Origin of the sequence: Neobacillus sp. YIM B06451 (assembly GCF_032667185.1) — a bacterium.
GTDB lineage: Bacteria > Bacillota > Bacilli > Bacillales > Cytobacillaceae > Bacillus_D.
Map to the genome: position 1 here is coordinate 493582 of NZ_JAVFKJ010000001.1, position 18460 is coordinate 512041.

Annotated in this window: 19 protein-coding genes and 1 tRNA gene; 15 read left to right on the forward strand and 5 right to left on the reverse strand. The window is 42.5% G+C overall.

Features of this window, described 5'->3' with window-relative positions:
- The first annotated feature begins 886 nt into the window (after window positions 1-886).
- Window positions 887-1114, forward strand: coding sequence for a hypothetical protein (locus RB160_RS02300; protein ID WP_316568582.1), 228 nt, complete (start codon window positions 887-889; stop codon window positions 1112-1114).
- A 46-nt stretch (window positions 1115-1160) separates the two neighbouring features.
- Here RB160_RS02300 and lexA read toward each other — a convergent pair whose 3' ends face one another.
- On the reverse strand, window positions 1161-1781 hold the full coding sequence (gene lexA / locus RB160_RS02305) for a transcriptional repressor LexA (RefSeq protein ID WP_316568583.1): 621 nt from the start codon (window positions 1779-1781) through the stop codon (window positions 1161-1163).
- Window positions 1782-1937: 156 nt separating this feature from the next.
- Here lexA and yneA point away from each other — a divergent pair, with 156 nt between their 5' ends.
- The 6 genes from yneA (at window position 1938) to RB160_RS02335 (ending at window position 6460) form a co-directional block, all read left to right on the forward strand.
- Window positions 1938-2267, forward strand: a complete 330-nt coding sequence (gene yneA / locus RB160_RS02310) for a cell division suppressor protein YneA (RefSeq protein WP_316568584.1) — start codon at window positions 1938-1940, stop codon at window positions 2265-2267.
- A gap of 2 nt (window positions 2268-2269) precedes the next feature.
- Window positions 2270-2941, forward strand: a complete 672-nt coding sequence (locus RB160_RS02315) for a YneB family resolvase-like protein (RefSeq protein WP_316568585.1) — start codon at window positions 2270-2272, stop codon at window positions 2939-2941.
- A gap of 54 nt (window positions 2942-2995) precedes the next feature.
- The gene (locus tag RB160_RS02320; protein ID WP_316568586.1) at window positions 2996-3229 is read left to right on the forward strand and encodes a DUF896 domain-containing protein; all 234 of its coding nucleotides are present in this window, start codon (window positions 2996-2998) and stop codon (window positions 3227-3229) included.
- A 181-nt stretch (window positions 3230-3410) separates the two neighbouring features.
- Window positions 3411-5417 (forward strand): transketolase, encoded by a 2007-nt coding sequence (gene tkt, locus RB160_RS02325; protein WP_316568587.1) that lies wholly within the window; start codon window positions 3411-3413, stop codon window positions 5415-5417.
- A gap of 302 nt (window positions 5418-5719) precedes the next feature.
- Complete coding sequence (gene sirA, locus RB160_RS02330) at window positions 5720-6160, forward strand: sporulation inhibitor of replication protein SirA (RefSeq protein ID WP_316568588.1); 441 nt, start codon at window positions 5720-5722, stop codon at window positions 6158-6160.
- 75 nt (window positions 6161-6235) lie between these two features.
- Window positions 6236-6460: a YneF family protein gene (locus RB160_RS02335; protein WP_316568589.1), complete on the forward strand. Its 225-nt coding sequence runs from the start codon at window positions 6236-6238 to the stop codon at window positions 6458-6460.
- Between the two features lie 104 nt (window positions 6461-6564).
- On the opposite strand, the gene RB160_RS02340 is transcribed toward RB160_RS02335, so the two are convergent.
- On the reverse strand, window positions 6565-6846 hold the full coding sequence (locus RB160_RS02340) for a hypothetical protein (protein ID WP_316568590.1): 282 nt from the start codon (window positions 6844-6846) through the stop codon (window positions 6565-6567).
- 379 nt (window positions 6847-7225) lie between these two features.
- Between RB160_RS02340 and RB160_RS02345 the strand changes: the two genes are divergently transcribed.
- The 3 genes from RB160_RS02345 to RB160_RS02355 all read left to right on the forward strand — a co-directional run bounded on the left by RB160_RS02345 (window position 7226) and on the right by RB160_RS02355 (window position 11462).
- Complete coding sequence (locus tag RB160_RS02345) at window positions 7226-7624, forward strand: hypothetical protein (protein ID WP_316568591.1); 399 nt, start codon at window positions 7226-7228, stop codon at window positions 7622-7624.
- Between the two features lie 288 nt (window positions 7625-7912).
- Window positions 7913-9664: an ABC transporter ATP-binding protein gene (locus tag RB160_RS02350; protein ID WP_316568592.1), complete on the forward strand. Its 1752-nt coding sequence runs from the start codon at window positions 7913-7915 to the stop codon at window positions 9662-9664.
- Complete coding sequence (locus RB160_RS02355) at window positions 9651-11462, forward strand: ABC transporter ATP-binding protein (RefSeq protein WP_316568593.1); 1812 nt, start codon at window positions 9651-9653, stop codon at window positions 11460-11462. The genes RB160_RS02350 and RB160_RS02355 overlap by 14 nt, the downstream gene beginning before the upstream one ends.
- 57 nt (window positions 11463-11519) lie before the next feature.
- On the opposite strand, the gene RB160_RS02360 is transcribed toward RB160_RS02355, so the two are convergent.
- Window positions 11520-11693: an aspartyl-phosphate phosphatase Spo0E family protein gene (locus RB160_RS02360; protein ID WP_316568594.1), complete on the reverse strand. Its 174-nt coding sequence runs from the start codon at window positions 11691-11693 to the stop codon at window positions 11520-11522.
- A 262-nt stretch (window positions 11694-11955) separates the two neighbouring features.
- Here RB160_RS02360 and RB160_RS02365 point away from each other — a divergent pair, with 262 nt between their 5' ends.
- Together RB160_RS02365 and RB160_RS02370 are read left to right on the forward strand one after the other, a co-directional pair.
- Window positions 11956-12666 carry a cytochrome c biogenesis CcdA family protein gene (locus tag RB160_RS02365; RefSeq protein ID WP_316568595.1) on the forward strand — a complete coding sequence of 237 codons (711 nt, stop codon included), beginning with the start codon at window positions 11956-11958 and terminating at the stop codon, window positions 12664-12666.
- Between the two features lie 124 nt (window positions 12667-12790).
- Window positions 12791-13273 (forward strand): CcdC family protein, encoded by a 483-nt coding sequence (locus tag RB160_RS02370; RefSeq protein WP_316568596.1) that lies wholly within the window; start codon window positions 12791-12793, stop codon window positions 13271-13273.
- 74 nt (window positions 13274-13347) lie between these two features.
- Here the strand turns inward: RB160_RS02370 and RB160_RS02375 are convergent, their stop codons facing one another.
- On the reverse strand, window positions 13348-13773 hold the full coding sequence (locus tag RB160_RS02375; RefSeq protein WP_316568597.1) for a DUF2621 domain-containing protein: 426 nt from the start codon (window positions 13771-13773) through the stop codon (window positions 13348-13350).
- A gap of 331 nt (window positions 13774-14104) precedes the next feature.
- Between RB160_RS02375 and cuyB the strand changes: the two genes are divergently transcribed.
- From cuyB to RB160_RS02390, 3 genes are all read left to right on the forward strand, one after another.
- Window positions 14105-14809 carry a cysteate racemase gene (gene cuyB / locus RB160_RS02380; protein WP_316568598.1) on the forward strand — a complete coding sequence of 235 codons (705 nt, stop codon included), beginning with the start codon at window positions 14105-14107 and terminating at the stop codon, window positions 14807-14809.
- Between the two features lie 115 nt (window positions 14810-14924).
- Window positions 14925-15821, forward strand: coding sequence for a LysR family transcriptional regulator (locus RB160_RS02385; RefSeq protein ID WP_316568599.1), 897 nt, complete (start codon window positions 14925-14927; stop codon window positions 15819-15821).
- A 202-nt stretch (window positions 15822-16023) separates the two neighbouring features.
- Window positions 16024-16120: transfer RNA gene (locus RB160_RS02390), tRNA-Sec, on the forward strand.
- Window positions 16121-16268: 148 nt separating this feature from the next.
- Here RB160_RS02390 and RB160_RS02395 read toward each other — a convergent pair.
- Complete coding sequence (locus tag RB160_RS02395; RefSeq protein WP_316568600.1) at window positions 16269-18317, reverse strand: sigma 54-interacting transcriptional regulator; 2049 nt, start codon at window positions 18315-18317, stop codon at window positions 16269-16271.
- Window positions 18318-18460 lie beyond the last annotated feature (143 nt).

Consider the following 18460-nt stretch of genomic DNA (forward strand, 5'->3'; position numbering starts at 1 on the left):
GTGCTTCTAGGCTGTGATGCTGTGTTTCTGGATGCGAATCATAGCTGTTTCTAAGATGACTATTTTGGATCTGGATGCAAATCGTGGATGTTTCTAAGTTGTAAGTTTTTGTATCTTGGTGCCGATCTTAGGTGCTTCTAGGCTGTGATGCTGTGTTTCTGGATGCGAATCATAGCTGTTTCTAAGATGACTATTTTGGATCTGGATGCAAATCGTGGATGTTTCTAAGTTGTAAGTTTTTGTATCTTGGTGCCGATCTTAGGTGCTTCTAGGCTGTGATTTTGTGTTTCTGGATGCAGGTCATAGTTGTTTCTAAGATGGCCATTCTAAAACTAGATGAAAATCGTAGATGTTTCTAAGCTGTAAGGTTTTGTATCTTGGTGCCAATCTTAGGTGCTTCTAGGCTGTGATGCTGTGTTTCTGGATGCGAATCATAGCAGTTTCTAAGATGACCATTTTGTATCTTGATGAAAATCGTAGATGTTTCTAAGCTGTAAGGTTTTGTATCTTGGTGCCAATCTTAGGTGCTTCTAGGCTGTGATGCTGTGTTTCTGGATGCGAATCATAGCAGTTTCTAAGATGACCATTTTGTATCTTGATGCAAATCGTAGATGTATCTAGCTGGATCCCTTGTCAATGACGATGCGATTATTTCCCACTAATGCGTCTAGGTTGTTCAATCTCGTTGTGTTCTTGCTGTTCATTGCGATGTTTGACTAAGCAATCTTGTGATGGCTTTTTTTGAAATCGATTGCTGTTGAAGTTTTTCTGTATCTTTAAAATAACAGATTCAAGGTTAAAAATGTTCGTATGTTGTTTATGTTCACAAAGCTGTAAAAACAAAGTGACAAACTTTTGAATTTCCGAACTTTGAGGGGGTATCAGCATGATCAGAATGGCGGTTGCAGGTGCGGCTGGGTTCGTATTAGTTTTTATTGAATCCTATCTTGTGATGATTTTAAAGGGGTATAAAACAATAGAGTTTGGGGGCATAAGCCCATTTGTCGGAGTTTGGGCAATGAATTTCTTCCTGGTTTTCTCAATCCTTACCCACGCGAAGCTTTGGTATGACGAGCGGGCACAGCAAAGGGAAGAAGCCCAGACGGAACAATAAATCTATAGAAGCAAAGAAAAACAGGCTATCCGCAATAGCCTGTTTTTTAATGGATGCTCCGGTATACGCCGATAACTTTTCCCAAAATGGATACTTCCCTAAGGATGATAGGCTCCATGGTGGGGTTTTCCGGCTGGAGGCGGATATAGTCTTTTTCTTTGTAAAATCTTTTACACGTAGCTTCGTCCTCTTCTGTCATTGCGACAACGATATCGCCATTATTTGCTGTCTTCTGCTGCTTTACAATGACATAGTCCCCATCAAGGATACCAGCTTCAATCATACTTTCCCCCATAATTTCAAGCATGAAAACCTGCTCGTCCGAAGGGACCATTGTTTCGGGAAGTGGGAAATACTCCTCGACATTTTCAACAGCGGTGATAGGCTGACCCGCAGTAACACGCCCGACGACTGGAACATTGACGACCCGGACTTTCGGGATGTATGCTTCATCCGCTTCAAGAATTTCAATTGCCCTTGGTTTCGTCGGGTCCCTTCTAATGAGGCCCTTCATTTCCAGCCGTTCCAGGTGGCCGTGTACGGTCGAGCTTGAGGCAAGCCCCACTGCTTCACCGATTTCACGGACGGACGGCGGATAACCCTTTCTTTTTACTTCGCTTTTAATATAATCAAGGATCTCCTGCTGCCTCTTCGATATTTTAGCCATAAATGGAAACACCTCTTCTGGTATTGTTACCTAATTATAGCATGGGTTGGACAAAGATACAAACATAAGTTCGAGTTTTTTCATTGACATCAAACAGATGTTCGGATTATAATCAAATCAAATAAACCGAACATACATTCTTAAGGGGTGCGTCCAATGAAGAAACTTTTAATAAATAACTCTTACGTCGTACTTTTGATTTTTTTCAGCAGCCTATGTGCGGGAGCGGTATCGTACTTTAGCAAACCTGCAACTGAAGATACATACATGACCATTACAGTAAAAGAAGGGGATTCCATTTGGGCGGTTGCGGAGGAGCTTGCCGAACGCCATTCGATGGACCGGTCTGATATTATAAACTGGGTAAAGAAAAACAATGAACTCGCGAGCGATACGATTTATCCAGGGGACAAAATCATTGTCCCTATTAAAAAGCTCACCATTAGCGAGGGGCAGCAGCTAGCAAGTGTTGGAAAGGATGAGTAAATATGGGGAACAAGGGCGTCCGGGCAGCGATATATTGCCGAGTCAGCACAGAAAAGGAAGCCCAGGAAACGTCCCTTGCAAGGCAGGAGGAGGAACTTCTTGCTCTTGCGGAAAGGCACGGTTTTGAAAAGGCAGCGGTCTACATGGAGCAGGCAAGCGGATATTCCCTTGAAAGGGAGGGGCTCCTCGAACTGCTTAGCCTTATAAAGGATGGGGAAATTGATGCCGTTCTTATTCAGGATGAAACAAGGCTTGGCAGGGGAAATGCGAAAATAGCCATTCTTCATGTACTATCAAAAAATGGCATCAAGCTATACAGTGTGGCGCATGACGGTGAACTACAGCTGTCAGAATCTGATTCGATGATCCTTAATATTGTTGCGATGGTAGAGGAATATCAGCGTAAGTTGCACAATATCAAAATAAAGCGCGGAATGAAAAGGGCGATTGAAAAAGGCTATAAGCCCCAGAAAAACCTGAAAAACCTGGATGAGAGCCCTGGCCGTGAACGAATCGAAGTCCCAGTTAAGGAAATTATCAGGCTAAAAGACAATGGCCTCACCTTTGCCGAAATCGCCGCGACCCTTAGAGGGTTCGGTTACGATGTATCCAAGGCGACGGTGCACCGGCGGTATAGGGAAGCAATCGAATCTGACAAGCCCTCTTCCTTGTAAAGGGCGGCGTTTTCTAGTATGATGCATGGTAGTCTAACCGAAAGAGGGAGTGCCATGCTTTCAAAAGAAAAAATCGCCAGGATAAACGAATTGGCCAGGAAATCGAAATCGGTCGGATTGACAGATGAAGAAGCCAAAGAGCAAACCATGTTACGGAAGGAATACCTCGAGGTTTTCCGTTCTTCCATGCTGGATACATTGACCAACACGACCATCATTGATCCGGAAGGGAACGACGTCACTCCGGAGAAAATAAAAGCGAGAAAAAACAACAGGCATCTCCACTAAAATGGGGTGCCTGTTTTTTTTGCCAAAAATAACTATAATATTGGCGTTTTTTTGGCTTTTTTTCTGGAAAAACAAAAATAATAAAATGACAGCGCCTTCATGAAAGGGGATTTGTTGAATAATTCACATGAGAGCTATAATATTAAGAAGGTAGGAATTTGATGACGAAAGGATGTAATATATGTTTGACAAAATTGATGCTTTGTCCGTAACCTCAATTAGGACTTTATCAATTGATGCAATTGAGAAAGCAAATTCCGGTCACCCGGGTATGCCAATGGGCGCAGCCCCTATGGCTTATACACTATGGACCCGGTTCATGAACCATAATCCAAAAAATCCGAACTGGCTTAACCGTGACCGTTTCGTTCTATCCGCGGGACACGGCTCCATGCTATTGTACAGCCTGCTTCACCTATCCGGTTACAATGTGACTATGGATGACATTAAACAATTCCGCCAATGGGGATCAAAAACTCCTGGGCATCCTGAGTACGGCCACACTGAAGGTGTTGAGGCCACAACTGGCCCACTGGGACAAGGAATCGCAATGGCTGTAGGAATGGCAATGGCAGAACGCCACTTGGCAGCTACTTACAACAAAGACAATTACGAACTCGTAGACCATTTTACATACAGCATTTGCGGTGACGGCGACTTGATGGAAGGCGTATCTGCAGAAGCTGCTTCGCTTGCGGGCCACTTGAAGCTTGGAAGGCTTGTGGTTCTTTATGATTCCAACGACATCTCACTCGATGGCGACCTTCACATGTCTTTCTCTGAAAGTGTAAAAGATCGCTTCCTATCCTACGGCTGGCAGTACATTAGAGTCGAAGATGGAAACGACCTTGATGAGATTGCAAAGGCGCTTGAGGAAGCAAGAAGCGATTTGGACCGCCCAACTATGATTGAGGTTAAAACTGTCATTGGGTTCGGTTCTCCGAATCTTTCCGGTAAATCCGATGTCCATGGCGCTCCGCTTGGAATGGATGAATTGAAGCTCACAAAAGAAGCTTACAAATGGACGTTCGAAGAAGATTTCCATGTTCCTGAAGAAGTTTATTCCAACTTCCGCAAGCTTGTCGAGGAAAACGGCGCGGAAAAAGAAGCCGAATGGAATAGCTTGTTCGAGCAATACAAAAAAGAACATCCTGAACTGGGTAACCAGCTGGAACAGGCGCTCAAAGGGGAACTTCCAGAAGGCTGGGATAAGGACCTTCCAGTATACAGCGAAGGCAAAAGCCTTGCGAGCAGGGCTTCATCCGGTGAAGCGATCAATGCAATCGCCAAAAACCTGCCATCATTCTTTGGCGGCTCCGCTGACCTGGCTGGTTCCAACAAAACCCTGATCAAGGATGGAGGAGATTTCCTTCCGAATTCCTTTGAAGGCCGCAACATTTGGTTCGGCGTTAGGGAATTCGCGATGGGTGCCGCGCTAAACGGGATGGCTCTCCACGGTGGCTTGAAGGTGTTCGCTGGTACGTTCTTTGTATTCTCCGATTACCTGCGCCCGGCAATCAGGCTGGCAGCTCTAATGGGACTTCCGGTTACGTATGTCTTTACTCATGACAGCATTGCTGTTGGGGAAGATGGACCGACCCACGAACCAGTCGAGCAGCTCGCAGCATTAAGGGCAATGCCGAATCTTTCTGTTATCCGTCCGGCTGATGGAAACGAAACTTCGGCTGCATGGAAATTGGCTGTAGAATCAAGAGATGTACCAACTGCTCTTGTCTTGACTAGGCAAAACCTGCCTACCCTTAAAGGTACGGATAAAAACGCCTATGAAGGTGTTAAGAAAGGTGCTTACGTGGTGTCTCCTTCCTCCAAGGAAACTCCTGACGCGCTTCTCCTTGCTTCAGGCTCAGAAGTTGGCCTTGCAGTGAAAGCTCAGGAAGAACTCGCGAAAGAAGGCATCGAGGTATCCGTCGTGAGCATGCCATCATGGGATCGATTTGAAAAGCAATCGAAGGAATACAAAGACTCTGTCATTCCGAAGTCCGTGAAGAAACGTCTTGGCATCGAAATGGGCTCATCCCTTGGCTGGCATCGCTACACAGGTGACGAAGGCGAAGTGCTCGCAATCGACACATTTGGCGCGTCGGCACCGGGCGAACTGGTCATGAAAGAATATGGATTCAGTGTTGAAAATGTTGTTTCCAAAGTAAAAGACCTTCTTGAAAAATAAAATAATAATGTTATTTAAAAGGCCGGGCAGAAAATTGCCCGGCCTTTTGCATAAAATCGTTTTGTAAATTCTTTGTTAAGGAATACCTCTCTATTCCGTGACAGTCCAGCCTTAAAATAGTATAATGAAAAGACAAGGCAAAATTTCACAATTATCGAAATAATAAGCTCTATGTAGGTTATTTTTCAAAAAGTGATTACAAAAGGGGATACCGCCAAACCAGCCACCGTAAATGATTAAAATTCGCTTTTCCTCCGTTACACGGTCCAAGGAGAAAGAGATTGAAGCAGGGAGAGAATGGAATGAGAAAGTACCAGCTCTATTTAATTGAAGACGAGTTTGCCTCCCATTACTTCGGAAGAGAGCGCATATTTTTTCATTTATTTAAAGAAAATAGGCAGGCTGCCGGTGAACTGAAACAAATTACAGACAAACAAATCAGCTACATCACAAAACAACTGCCCGTGCTGCGGATCCACCAACTGCTCCACAAACAGCTTGAAAAGACGAATAGCCTGAAGGTGGAAAAAGGCCTTTATACAATTGAACTGAACAATCGGACAAGCAGGGCGAACCTCACCGTCAAGGAAACCTTCATATTAATTGAGGCGGAAGGCGGGTACGAGGCGGAGACAGCATTCTTTGAAGTCCTCCGTAAATGCGAGGCGTCGTTCCTGGCGATTGATTTGGAAAATGATAAATATGGATGGCTGAAACCAATCAAGGAAAGAAAATTTGTCTAAATGCCACGAACTATTGTATAATTACGCTTGGTAAATTACACTGTATTAGCAGGACAACATGAAGGAGGAAATAGCATGGTAAGTACTGGTTATGTAATCCTTATTGCCGTTCTGGCCCTCGTAGCCGGCATCGCAATCGGATTTTTTATAACACGAAAGTACATGATGGATTATCTGAAAAAAAATCCGCCAATCAACGAACAAATGCTGAAAGTCATGATGATGCAAATGGGCATGAAACCGTCCCAAAAGAAAATCAACCAAATGATGGCAGCAATGAACAAGCAGCAAACCAAATAACACGCAAAGCGCTCATGATAAATTGGGCGCTTTTTTTATTTTATGGAAACGTTGATACCTGAATAATTAAAGGGAACCCCAATAGTAAAGAGATTCCCATTCTTCTAAGAGATATTTTTTAACCAAGTAAAAATCCGAAGAATCTCCAATGGTTCGAACCAAGTAATTAAAAACATCACAACGAAGAAAGAAATAAGGGATATGTATTTTAAGGCTCCTATTTCTCGTTTAGCAATTGCTATAAAACTTAGTACAATTCCAATTAAAAAAGAAATAAAACCAAAAAGAGCTGCCAGTTCCGAATAGCCATCAATTATCCAATTCACTCCGTATAATGATAGTCCTAAAACCAGCAAGGTTGTGGACAATATACTTAATTTTTTCACAATTTCACCCCCGAATATGATTTTACCATAAACTGTACAAAAAAAATTAAAGGAGTGTAACTCCATTTGATGAGGGGCTCTTATACACGAAGTTCTTGTTCGCGAATAGGATTGCGCATCCACTATCCCTTTCTTCTATAAGATGGTAGCTTAAATAAGTATTTTTGCTAGTATCATTCAAAAATGTGAATTATCTGCTTAATTTTTTTAGTCTTTGTGTACTTGTCCAAACCATTTTTATTACTTTTGAATTTATTAAAGAGAGGATCGGAATGATTATAGTAGGGATGTAAGTTATTAAAATACATTTATACTAGAACATTCGAAACTCAATTATGAAAGTATTTCAATAATTTAATGACCGAAGGGAGGTAAAACAATGGCAAAGGTTCTTAATTTTACTATGCCTGCGGGTGGCACAATTACAAGTCCTTGCAACAATGAAACTATAGTTTTAACAGGAAATACTCATGTATTAATTACTCAAACAGTGGATGGTAAAGGAGGTGTTCATTTTAAATTTCATGTTAATACTCAAAACCTTTTGGGGACAGGTCTAACGACGGGTGCCCAATATAAATTTGTATCAACATCAAATGCCGAACAAAACACTGGATCTTCTGGCTTTCCATCTGAGTTTACCGCGATAGATACCCTTAGGGTAATAGCCCAAGGTAATGTTCCAAATTTCCTAACACATGCTATTGGCAAATTTACATTCAATGCCAATGGTGAACTCACTGCATTTAAAATAGATTTCGATTCAGAATGTAAATAACCTTAAAATACCATTAAGTAGAGGATAAATTTACGATTCATTCTCTGCTTTCTTTTTTTTTTGACTCTCATTAACAGTTTTGAAAATCAGCCTGGTGGTTTTTAAAAAAATTTCACGTCCTACAATCAGCTAGACTACAGCCATCAGCGCGTTCTTCAAGATTTAATAATCTTCCTTATTTTTAAAAAATTTGATAAAATAGTAATTCCGGTGATTGGGTAAAATGGCTGGGATTGTCTCCGCCAACACCCGCTAGACGGAATCTAGAGAGAAAGAGTGGGGGGAATAATGAAAATATTTGCTGACTTAAAATGGTTTTTTTGGCAAGAAAGAAAGGCATACATAACCGGAATCATTATGCTTTTATTAGTTGCATTCCTTCAATTAATCCCACCAAAGGTCATTGGGATTGTCGCCGACCAGATAAAAGATGGGTCGATGACATCGACGTCATTGATTCAATGGGTACTGGTTTTGCTAGGCGCGGGGCTTTCGATGTATATCCTCCGCTATTTCTGGAGGATCAAGATCTTTGGTTCTGCGGTAAAACTTACGAGGAATCTCAGGAACAATCTTTACGAGCACTTCACCAATATGTCGCCAAACTTTTACCAAAACAGGCGAATTGGCGACTTGATGGCGCATGCGACAAACGACCTTTCTGCCATTCAGCAGACTGCTGGCGCCGGAGTGTTGACGCTGGTCGATTCACTGGCTACCGGAGGCTTTGTCATCCTGGCTATGGCATTTACAATCAGCTGGAAACTGACGCTGATCGCACTCATCCCGATGCCGTTCATGGCGCTGCTAACGAGTTGGTTCGGAAAGATGCTTCACCGCTCCTTCCACAAGGCGCAGGAAGCATTTTCATCGCTCAATGACAAAACGCAGGAGAGCATTACCGGGATCAAGGTAATCAAAACGTTCGGCCAGGAAGAAGAGGACATTGAGGATTTCCGCAACCAGTCGGAGGATGTCGTCCAGAAAAACATGGTCGTTGCGAAGATTGATTCCCTTTATGACCCTACGATTTCCATCATTGCCGGCATTTCCTTTTTCCTATCAATTGGCTTTGGAGCAAGGGAAGTCCTCAATGATAACCTGACAATTGGGCAGCTGATTTCCTTCACTACGTATCTTGGCCTCCTGATTTGGCCAATGCTCGCATTTGGGTGGCTGTTCAATATCGTTGAACGCGGCCGGGCTTCCTATGACCGTGTATCACTATTATTGCGCCAGCCCGTGGACATCCAGGACAAAGAAAACGCGATCGACGAAGTTCCTGCCGGGAGCATCGAATTCTCGATTGATGAATTTACATTCCCAGGTGAAAACGCGCCTCTTTTAAAAAATATCAATTTCGAAATTGGAAAAGGGCAAACGCTTGGAATTGTCGGGAAAACAGGCGCTGGAAAAACAACGCTGCTCAAGCTTTTAATCCGGGAGTATGACATTGAAAAAGGAGAAATCCTGTTTGGCGGGCATAACATCTCGGACTATAAGCTTGAAAAATTAAGGCAGGCCATCGGCTATGTGCCGCAGGACCACTTCCTGTTTTCAGCGACAGTAGGGGAGAACATTGCGTTCACCAAGGCGGATGCGTCCGAGGATGAAATTATCGCGGCTGCGAAGCTTGCGAATATCCATGACGATATACTTGGATTCACCGATGGCTATGACACTGTCGTCGGGGAGCGTGGCGTATCGCTCTCAGGCGGGCAGAAACAGAGGATTTCGATCGCTCGAGCCCTACTCATGAACCCGGAAGTTCTGATTCTAGACGACTCGCTGTCCGCCGTTGACGCGAAGACGGAAGAAGCGATCCTATCCGCCCTGAAGCAGGAGAGGGAAGGAAAGACGACGATCATCACTTCCCACAGGCTGAGCGCCATCCAGCACGCCAATCTCATCCTTGTCATCGAGGACGGCAAGATTGCGGAGCGCGGCACACACGAAGAGCTCATGGAAGAAGGCGGTTGGTACAGGGAAATGTATTTGCGCCAGCAGCTTGAAGAGCTCGTTGAGCATGGGGGGCATTAAGGTGGACACACATTTGACGGAAAAGGAGCAAAGGAAAATCCTCTTTAGGCTCCTCACCTATACAAAACCGCATAAGAAACTAATCATCGTGGCCTTTACGCTCCTTCTGCTGACAACAATAGGGGATATTGCCGGGCCATATCTTGTGAAAATTTTCATTGATGACTATTTGACGCCGGGAAATTTGGCTGTGAAGCCGATGCTTATACTCGGGTCAATCTATATGGGCATACAAATAGTGAAAGTGTTCCTGCTGTTCTTCCAGCTCGTGAAGTTCCAGGAAATCGCCTTAAAAATCATCCAGCAGCTCCGGATTGAAGTTTTTTCAAAAGTCCAGGCGCTTGGCATGAGGTACTTTGACAAAACCCCTGCCGGAAGCATCGTATCAAGGGTGACGAACGATACCGAGGCGATCAAGGATATGTTCGTTACCGTCCTTGCGACATTCATCCAAAGCGGGGTTTTCCTCCTCGGGATTTATGTAGCGATGTTCTTTTTGAATGTGAAGCTCGCATTGTTCTGTACAATCCTGCTGCCGGTTATCCTCGGCGTCATGACGATGTACAGGAAATTCAGCTCCCGTTTTTACATGGACATGCGCGAGCGCCTGAGCCAGTTGAATGCAAAGCTTGCCGAATCACTCGGGGGCATGCAAATCATCCAGGTTTTCAGGCAGGAAAAGAGGCTTCGGAAGGAATTCGGCGACATTAACGAAAAGCATTTCCAGGCTGGGATGAAAAACATCAAGCTGGATGGCCTGCTTTTAAGGCCAGCCATTGACCTGATTTACATCATGGCGCTAATTATGGTCCTAAGCTATTTCGGCATCACATCAATGGATACTGCTGTTGAAATTGGGGTCTTGTATGCGTTCATCAGTTACTTGGATCGTTTTTTTGAACCTGTCAATCAGATGATGATGAGGCTTTCGTTGTACCAGCAGGCGATTGTCGCCGGTTCAAGGGTTTTCAGGCTCCTTGACGAAAGCGACCACGCACCAGCACAGGAAAACAAACCAGGGCTTGAAATCGAGAATGGGAAAATTGAAATACGCAACTTGAGCTTTTCCTATGACGGGAAAACGGATGTGCTAAAGAACATCTCATTCACCGCCAACCCTGGGGAAACGGTCGCGCTCGTCGGCCATACGGGAAGCGGGAAAAGCTCGATCATCAACCTCCTGATGCGGTTCTATGAGTATGAAAGGGGAGACATCCTGATCGATGGGAAGTCCACCCGCGATTATTCCAAAGATGAATTGCGCAAGAAAATGGGGCTTGTCCTTCAGGATCCATTCCTGTTTTACGGGACAGTAAAAGATAACATCCGCCTCCATAACCACGATATGCCAGATGAAAAGGTAATCGAGGCAGCAAGGTTCGTCCAGGCGCATACGTTCATTGAAAAGCTTGAAGATAAATATGATCATAAAGTCGTCGAGCGGGGTTCCGCATTCTCGAGTGGACAAAGGCAGCTGATCGCGTTTGCAAGGACCATCGCGACCGACCCGAAAATCCTCGTCCTTGACGAAGCAACGGCGAACATCGATACGGAAACAGAAGAAGCGATTCAGACCGCTCTTGAAAAGATGCGGGAAGGGCGGACGACAATCGCGATTGCACACCGGCTTTCCACCATCCAGGACGCCGACCTCATCCTCGTCCTGCACCAGGGCGAAATTGTCGAGCGCGGTACCCATCAGGAACTGCTTGCGCAGAAGGGCTTATACCACAAGATGTACCTCCTGCAAAACGGATTGGTCGATCGGGTGGAGGACGCGGTCAGGCAAGGTTCCTAGGTACAAGAATAGTATTGTGGTAAAATGAAACAGCCTGGCAAATTTGCCAGGCCGTTTCTATGAATGGGTCGGAACTTTTTTTAGAAAGTCATTGTTATACTGGTTCAGTAACTGGTCCAATTCTTGGCTGTGTCGTATAGCAATGGAGGAACTCAAGCCGTTAATGCATGCGACTTGAATCAATTCCGCCCTCTTTTGCTCAATCAGCGAGAGCAAGTCCTGTTTCAACACGGCTGCGATTCCTTTCTGGAGTTTCTCCGGTTATGTAGGCGTCCCTATTAGACAAAATCTAACAATGTATGATTCTCGACTTAGTATAACCCATTATGGTAATAAATTCAAAAGATTTTTGTAAAAAAATATCCAATACATTACTACGGTGGGAACAATTATTAAATTGGATACCTGACACAAAACGTTCAATCCAATTTGTATCATTATTACCACACGGTTTGATAGAATGAAAGCAACAACATGTTTAGGAGTTGGATCGATGGCTACAGAAGTTAACTTATTCCTTGCGCTCGGCGCTGGCTTCCTGAGCTTCATTTCGCCGTGCTGCCTGCCTTTATACCCAGCATTCCTTTCCTATATTACCGGGATGTCCGTGAGCGAGCTGAAGGATGAAAACGGAATGATGCAAAGGCGAAGCATTATTCATACAATCTTCTTCCTGATTGGGTTCTCGTCCATCTTTATCATGCTGGGCTTTACTACTTCCTTTATCGGGGAGTTCTTATTCCAAAATCAGGAACTTATCCGCCGGATCGGCGCAATTTTCATGATTCTATTCGGGCTGGTTATTGTCGGTGTGTTCAAACCGGAATTTTTGATGAAAGATGTGAAGTTCCAATTTAAGAACCGGCCTTCAGGCTATGCAGGATCCATCCTAATCGGGATGGCGTTCGCTGCCGGATGGACGCCATGTACAGGCCCAATCCTCGGCGCTGTCCTTTCGATGGCAGCAACGGATCCAAGTTCGAGCATGCCGCTCATGATCGCCTATGTACTTGGATTTGCGATTCCGTTCTTCATCCTGTCCTTCTTCATCGGACGCATGGCATGGATCAAACGCAACTCCTTGAAAATCATGAAGATTGGCGGCTATGTCATGATTGTAATGGGAATCATGCTGTTCTTCGACTGGCTGACTCAAATCATTATCGTCCTTACTGAACTGTTTGGCGGATTTACAGGATTTTAAGGCGCTTTTTTTAAAAAAAGAGCTGTCGTAATATAAAGCATAGCTTCCGTGTAGCGGGTGTGAAGTCCCTTTAATTTTGTAGTATACTAATAGTGTTAATCATACAAGAATGGGATGAAACCTCATGAATCTAGTTCTCGTTTCTTCAATCGGCGCGATTGGCATGGCAATGCTCGCGATGTTCGTCCGAATGAAGGCTGCCAAAAAGCCCGCTTCCATCAAGAAAATTATCCTGCCCCCAGTATTCATGAGCAGTGGGGCGCTAATGTATATCGTACCGCAATTCAGGCTGACTCCACTTGAGATCGCCGAAGCGGTCATTGTCGGAATGCTGTTCTCGATTCTATTGATCAAAACATCGGCGTTCGAAATTAAAGGAAACGACATTTATTTGAAGCGTTCAAAAGCGTTTTTCATTATCCTCATTGGGCTATTGGTTGTCAGGACCGTTTTAAAGGCAATTTTGAGTACAACAATCGATTTTGGGGAAGTGTCAGGCATGTTCTTCCTGCTGGCATTCTCGATGATTGTCCCGTGGCGGATTGCCATGTACAGGGATTTTAAAAAACTACAAACCAAACTGAACAATACTAAACAGCCAGCTTAAAGTGAGCCGGCTGTTTTTTTCTGGATGGATAGAATTCTAGGCAATAAAAAAAGCCGCTCATAGCTGGCGGCTTGTTAGAACAAATGCTCATACGGAGTCATATCAATCTGCTTTTCTCTTAGATGCTTTCTTAGGAACTTATGGTCACGCTTCGGAGTCGCGAGGATATAACCCCTGATTACCAGGTCCTGATCAATCCGCTTCACCTTTTCAGTCAACGCCAATTCGCCAATCTTACCGGCAATCTTATGCCTAGCTACATCGCGGAACAGCTCGGGAACAGGGGTCACCAACTCCTCGAGGAAATGCTTCTGATCCTCCGGCCACAGGTGGCGCGACTCATTCACATAGTATTCTTCCCAATCCATGATGGACTTCCCATCTTCCTTGGGCAACTTTTTCAAAAACTTACGGAACATGAAATACCCGCCAATCGCAAACAACCCAATCAACATAATCCCCCAGAGAAATATAAACCACTGGGCCCAAATGTTTTCCATACCCCTCACCTACAGAACATATTTATCCACACTTAACGGGAGAGAAAAGCCCCCGTTGCGTAAGTAGTTTTACTTTATCTCCCTCTATTATAGGATTAATCATCAAAATATGACAAGACTTAGACATTTGGAGCAAAACTAAGTTGTGGATACGCAATATCTATAGAGGGGAATGCATTTTAAAAAATCGTATAATTAATAAAGGTTATCGATATATAGTTTCTATTAATGTATAGAATATTTCTATAATTCGCCACCTAGTATAAAAATTATAATATAGTAAAGGATTTCAAACTTTATACTAAAATATAATTTAGAGTGGTGAAGTCATATGCAGAAAGTGGTTGGGATTATTGGGGGAATGGGTCCTTTAGCAACTGTTGATTTAATGAATAAAATTATTTTTCATACACCTGCCAAGAAGGATCAAGATCATATACATATTATCGTGGACAATTATTCACAAATACCGGATCGGACAACAGCTATTTTAGGAAAAGGTACAAATCCAACTCCTTTTATGATCCAATCAGCACGATTGCTAGAAAAAGCCGGTGCGGATTTCCTGGTCATGGCTTGCAACACGGCTCACTTTTACTTTAATGCTGTAAGCAATTCTGTTAGTATCCCAATTCTAAATATGCCTTTAGAAACAGCTCGCTTTTTACACGAAAAAAAGTTGCGAAGAGTTGGTTTGTTGGCTACTGATGGAACTATAAATACAAAACTTTATCAACATAGTTGTATATCTTATGATATTCATGTCATTGAGCCTGATGTACAAATGCAGACAGAAGTAATGGAAGGAATCTATGCGATAAAAGCCGGAAATTTAGATACAGGATTTTTACATCTTTCTAAAGCTGCCGATAAGCTGAGAGATAGTGGTGCTGAGGCCATTATAGCGGGTTGCACTGAAATTCCTCTTGTTTTGAAGTCATCCGAACAAATGACTATCATTGATCCAACAGAAATTTTAGCAAAAAGAGTGATTGAAATTGCGACTGAAACAGTTAAAGAATTAATAGAGGTATAATGTTAGAGTTGAGAGCGTTAGGAGGGCCGCATCCTACTTTATGAAGGTGGTTTAAATGCATCTAGTGTACATGGTATAGTAATGATATTAGAGCTAAAGTAAGGAGCATGTACATATGAACATTGAAAATATTGAAGCTTTTATCTACGTTTGCCAACTAGGAAGTTTCAATAAAGCGGCTGAAGCTCTTTATTTAACCCAACCATCCGTAACAGCACGGATTCAATCACTCGAACGTGAAATTAACATAAAGCTTTTTCATCGGAACGGAAATAAGATTTCCTTGACTGAAAAAGGAGAGTATTTTTTCCCGCATGCACAAAAAATCCTGCAATCATATCAAGAGGCAAGGTATGGTTTGCAACAGGTCGCGATCCCATACGACTTGGTAATAGGGAGTGCTCTATCAATATCGAATAATATTCTTCCTGAAATTTTACCTGGTTTCAAATCTACATTTAAGGATGTCAAAATAAAAATTGTAACAGGCCATTCGAAAGACATCTTACAGAAGGTTATTAATAAGGAAGTTGACTTTGGCATTGTACGGACAGAAACACATCCCCAAATAGAATCAATTCGTCTTTACAACGATCCCATCGGTCTTTTTGTTCCCCGAAATCACATTCTTTTAAAAGAAGAAAAAGTAACAATTGAACATGTGAGTAAACAACCGCTTATCTTTTTTGATTATGGATCAATGGATTGGCTCATGATTAATCGACTTTTTTCAAGTAACAATGTAACCCCCAATATTTCATTAGAAGTAGATAATATGGAAACGACTAAAAACTTAGTCTTAAAGGGGATGGGTATTAGTTTTTTGCCTGAACATTGTGTCAAACAAGAAGTGGAAAATGGCGAATTAGTTCGAGTCGAAATGACTCCTCCAGTAAAAATTGATATTAGTATCGATTTAATCTATTTAAAAGGAAAACCAAAATCTGTTTTTATTGATTTCATAAAAGATAAGATGTGTAAAGTAAATTCCTTACACGTAAACACTGTTTAAGGGCCATGTATTGGCTTCTTTTGGAGTCCCCACCGCTGTCCTGATTCCTATGAGACTACTGTTGCTGCTTTACTTCAGTGGTCTTTTTTACTTGAAAATTATACAGAGATAGTCCATAATGAAATTCGTTGACATATAAGTGGGACTGCGCGATAAACCGAGTTAGTACCGCTTGAAAAAATTGATATTACGCTTTTTTCACGGGGCTGAATGGGGTACTGGTGTCCTCCACGGTCTTCAAAACCGCTTGTGACCTGCGTGCCAGGTCAGGTGGGTTCGATTCCCACACAGTCCCGCCAAATAATTATTTCAAGGCATTTTATATAATATATAGAACAGCGAGACCGAGAACTCGGTCTTTTTTTATTGAGAGGTGCCAGAATGGTGCATTCTGCCGGAGGATTACGTAAGCCAAGGCAAGACAGAGATGATTAGCATTGTACACTTCTAGACCCTATTTTCTTCTAAAAACTTGAAACCTTTATCGGTTAGCCTTGTTCCGCCGCGGCCCTTGCTTTTTAAGATATATCCCTTACTTTGTAGTATGTCTAGACGTTGACGAATTTGTTGTTCGGTTAAAAAATGACCATGGTTCTGCGTCTCTTCTGAGATTTTTTTTCGTCCGGCTGGCTCTCCAGACTGGATGATAAAATGAATAGCTTGCAAGATTGTTTTTATCTCTTCTTCATTTATGTAAAGGATAGCTTCTTCCTTCTTGTGGGGCATCGGTGAAGATGTTAAGCTTTTCCGTTCCTTTTGAAAGAAGTTATGAACAGGCAGGCTATTCGTATCAATCTGATTATCTTCACTGACAGTAATCATATAATCAATCGTATTTTTTAACTCCCGGATATTTCCATACCATTGATGTTGAACCAGCCGTTGAACTACCTCATCCTGAATTTGCACATTTTTATTGTTGCTCTGTTTCATAAAGTGATTGATTAATTCAGGAATGTCCTGTTTACGGTTTCTGAGCTCAGGTAAATAGATGAAGAGAATCTTCAATCTGTAGTATAAATCTTCTCTGAAGGTTCCTAATTCTATCATTCTTAAAAGGTCTTTATTGGTTGCCGCAATGACACGGACATCCACCGGGATAATTTTACTTCCGCCAACTCTCATAATCTCTTTTTCCTGTAAAATACGCAGGAGCCTCGCTTGTAGCTTAAGGCTCACATCTCCAATTTCATCAAGGAAAATTGTTCCGCCATTCGCTTGTTCAAACAATCCTGCTTTTCCTTCCTGTCTCGCGCCAGTAAAGGATCCACCTTCATACCCAAACAGCTCGCTTTCCACCAGGTCCTCAGAGAGCGCACTAAAGTTAACAGCCAGGAAGGGGCCATTGCTTCTTAAGGATTCATTATGGATGGCACTGGCAAACAGCTCTTTTCCTGTGCCGCTTTCTCCTTCTATTAAAATAGTAAGATCTGATTTCGCCAATTTTTTCGCTGTGTGAATGGTAGATTGGAGTACCGGGCTTGTTCCTATGATGTCATCAAAAGAATATTTCGCCACGTAACCTTTCCGAATGAACTCTCTGGACGTGGTTCTTTCCCTTTTTACAATGTCATGCGTTTTTTTAAAAAGGGCTACAATCGATTTTGCAGAAAGAAAGTGGAAACGATGGACCAACACTTCGGAATTTGAAAAAAAGAAAGAACGTTTTTCCCTTGTAGAGGAATTAAATATAAAATTAACCAGCTGGGTATTGGTTAACACATTCCGGATATTCTCTCCAAATGCACGATCTCTGGGGATATTTAGGATTTTTTCCAGCTGTTCATTGAATACCGATATTTTTCCTTCGTAATCAATCTCCAGTATACCCCCGTTGTCATGGATTCCATCAAGAAGCATGTTTAGGTTTTTCGTATTCATATTATAACCTTCTGCAATTCTTTTACTTAAACCCAGAAGGGTATGAGTGAATTTTTCGGATACGTTTCTGCCAATTCTTTTAGAGAGCCCAAGTGTATCTAAAATATATAAAATTGTCGTAAAGTCGATTAGACGGGGACCAATATGAATCACTTCCTTGACCATATCGGGCAAAATCAGAGCTGTTCTGGGCTTAATGGCAATTTCTGTTCTAAAATAGTCCTTTATTCCAGGATAGTAGGGGTGTATTTCGATATGATCGATACCAAGTTGTTTAAGGGATTCGATCGAATCCATTGTGGTCTGGGGAAAATCGGTAATATACAAAGCCTGGGTTCCTTCAGGAAGCATTAATAGACGATCGATATTTTGATAATTCACCATACGGTTGGCGATAATTTTTTTGCAGTTTTCACCAATGTGCCGAAATACTTCGTCTTCCAATAAAGAGGATGATAGTACAACAACCTGGTTATCAATAAAAGGAATTTGTTCCTCTAAAGAATAGCTTTTCACTTTAACAAAATCTCCTAAAATTTCCTCGAGTTGTTTATGTAATGTCATTCTTGTTTCTTGTGCACCGGCAATGAGTACTAGGTCATCCAATTTGATCATGGTACATTTCTCCCCGTTTATTTTGGTGTTATTCTGGTTTAACCATTTCTTGAAAAATTAGATAATTCATTATAATTCAATAAATTGGTTATGTCCATTTACGCCCATAAAACAACCACATAGAACCAATGCCGCGGAATAAA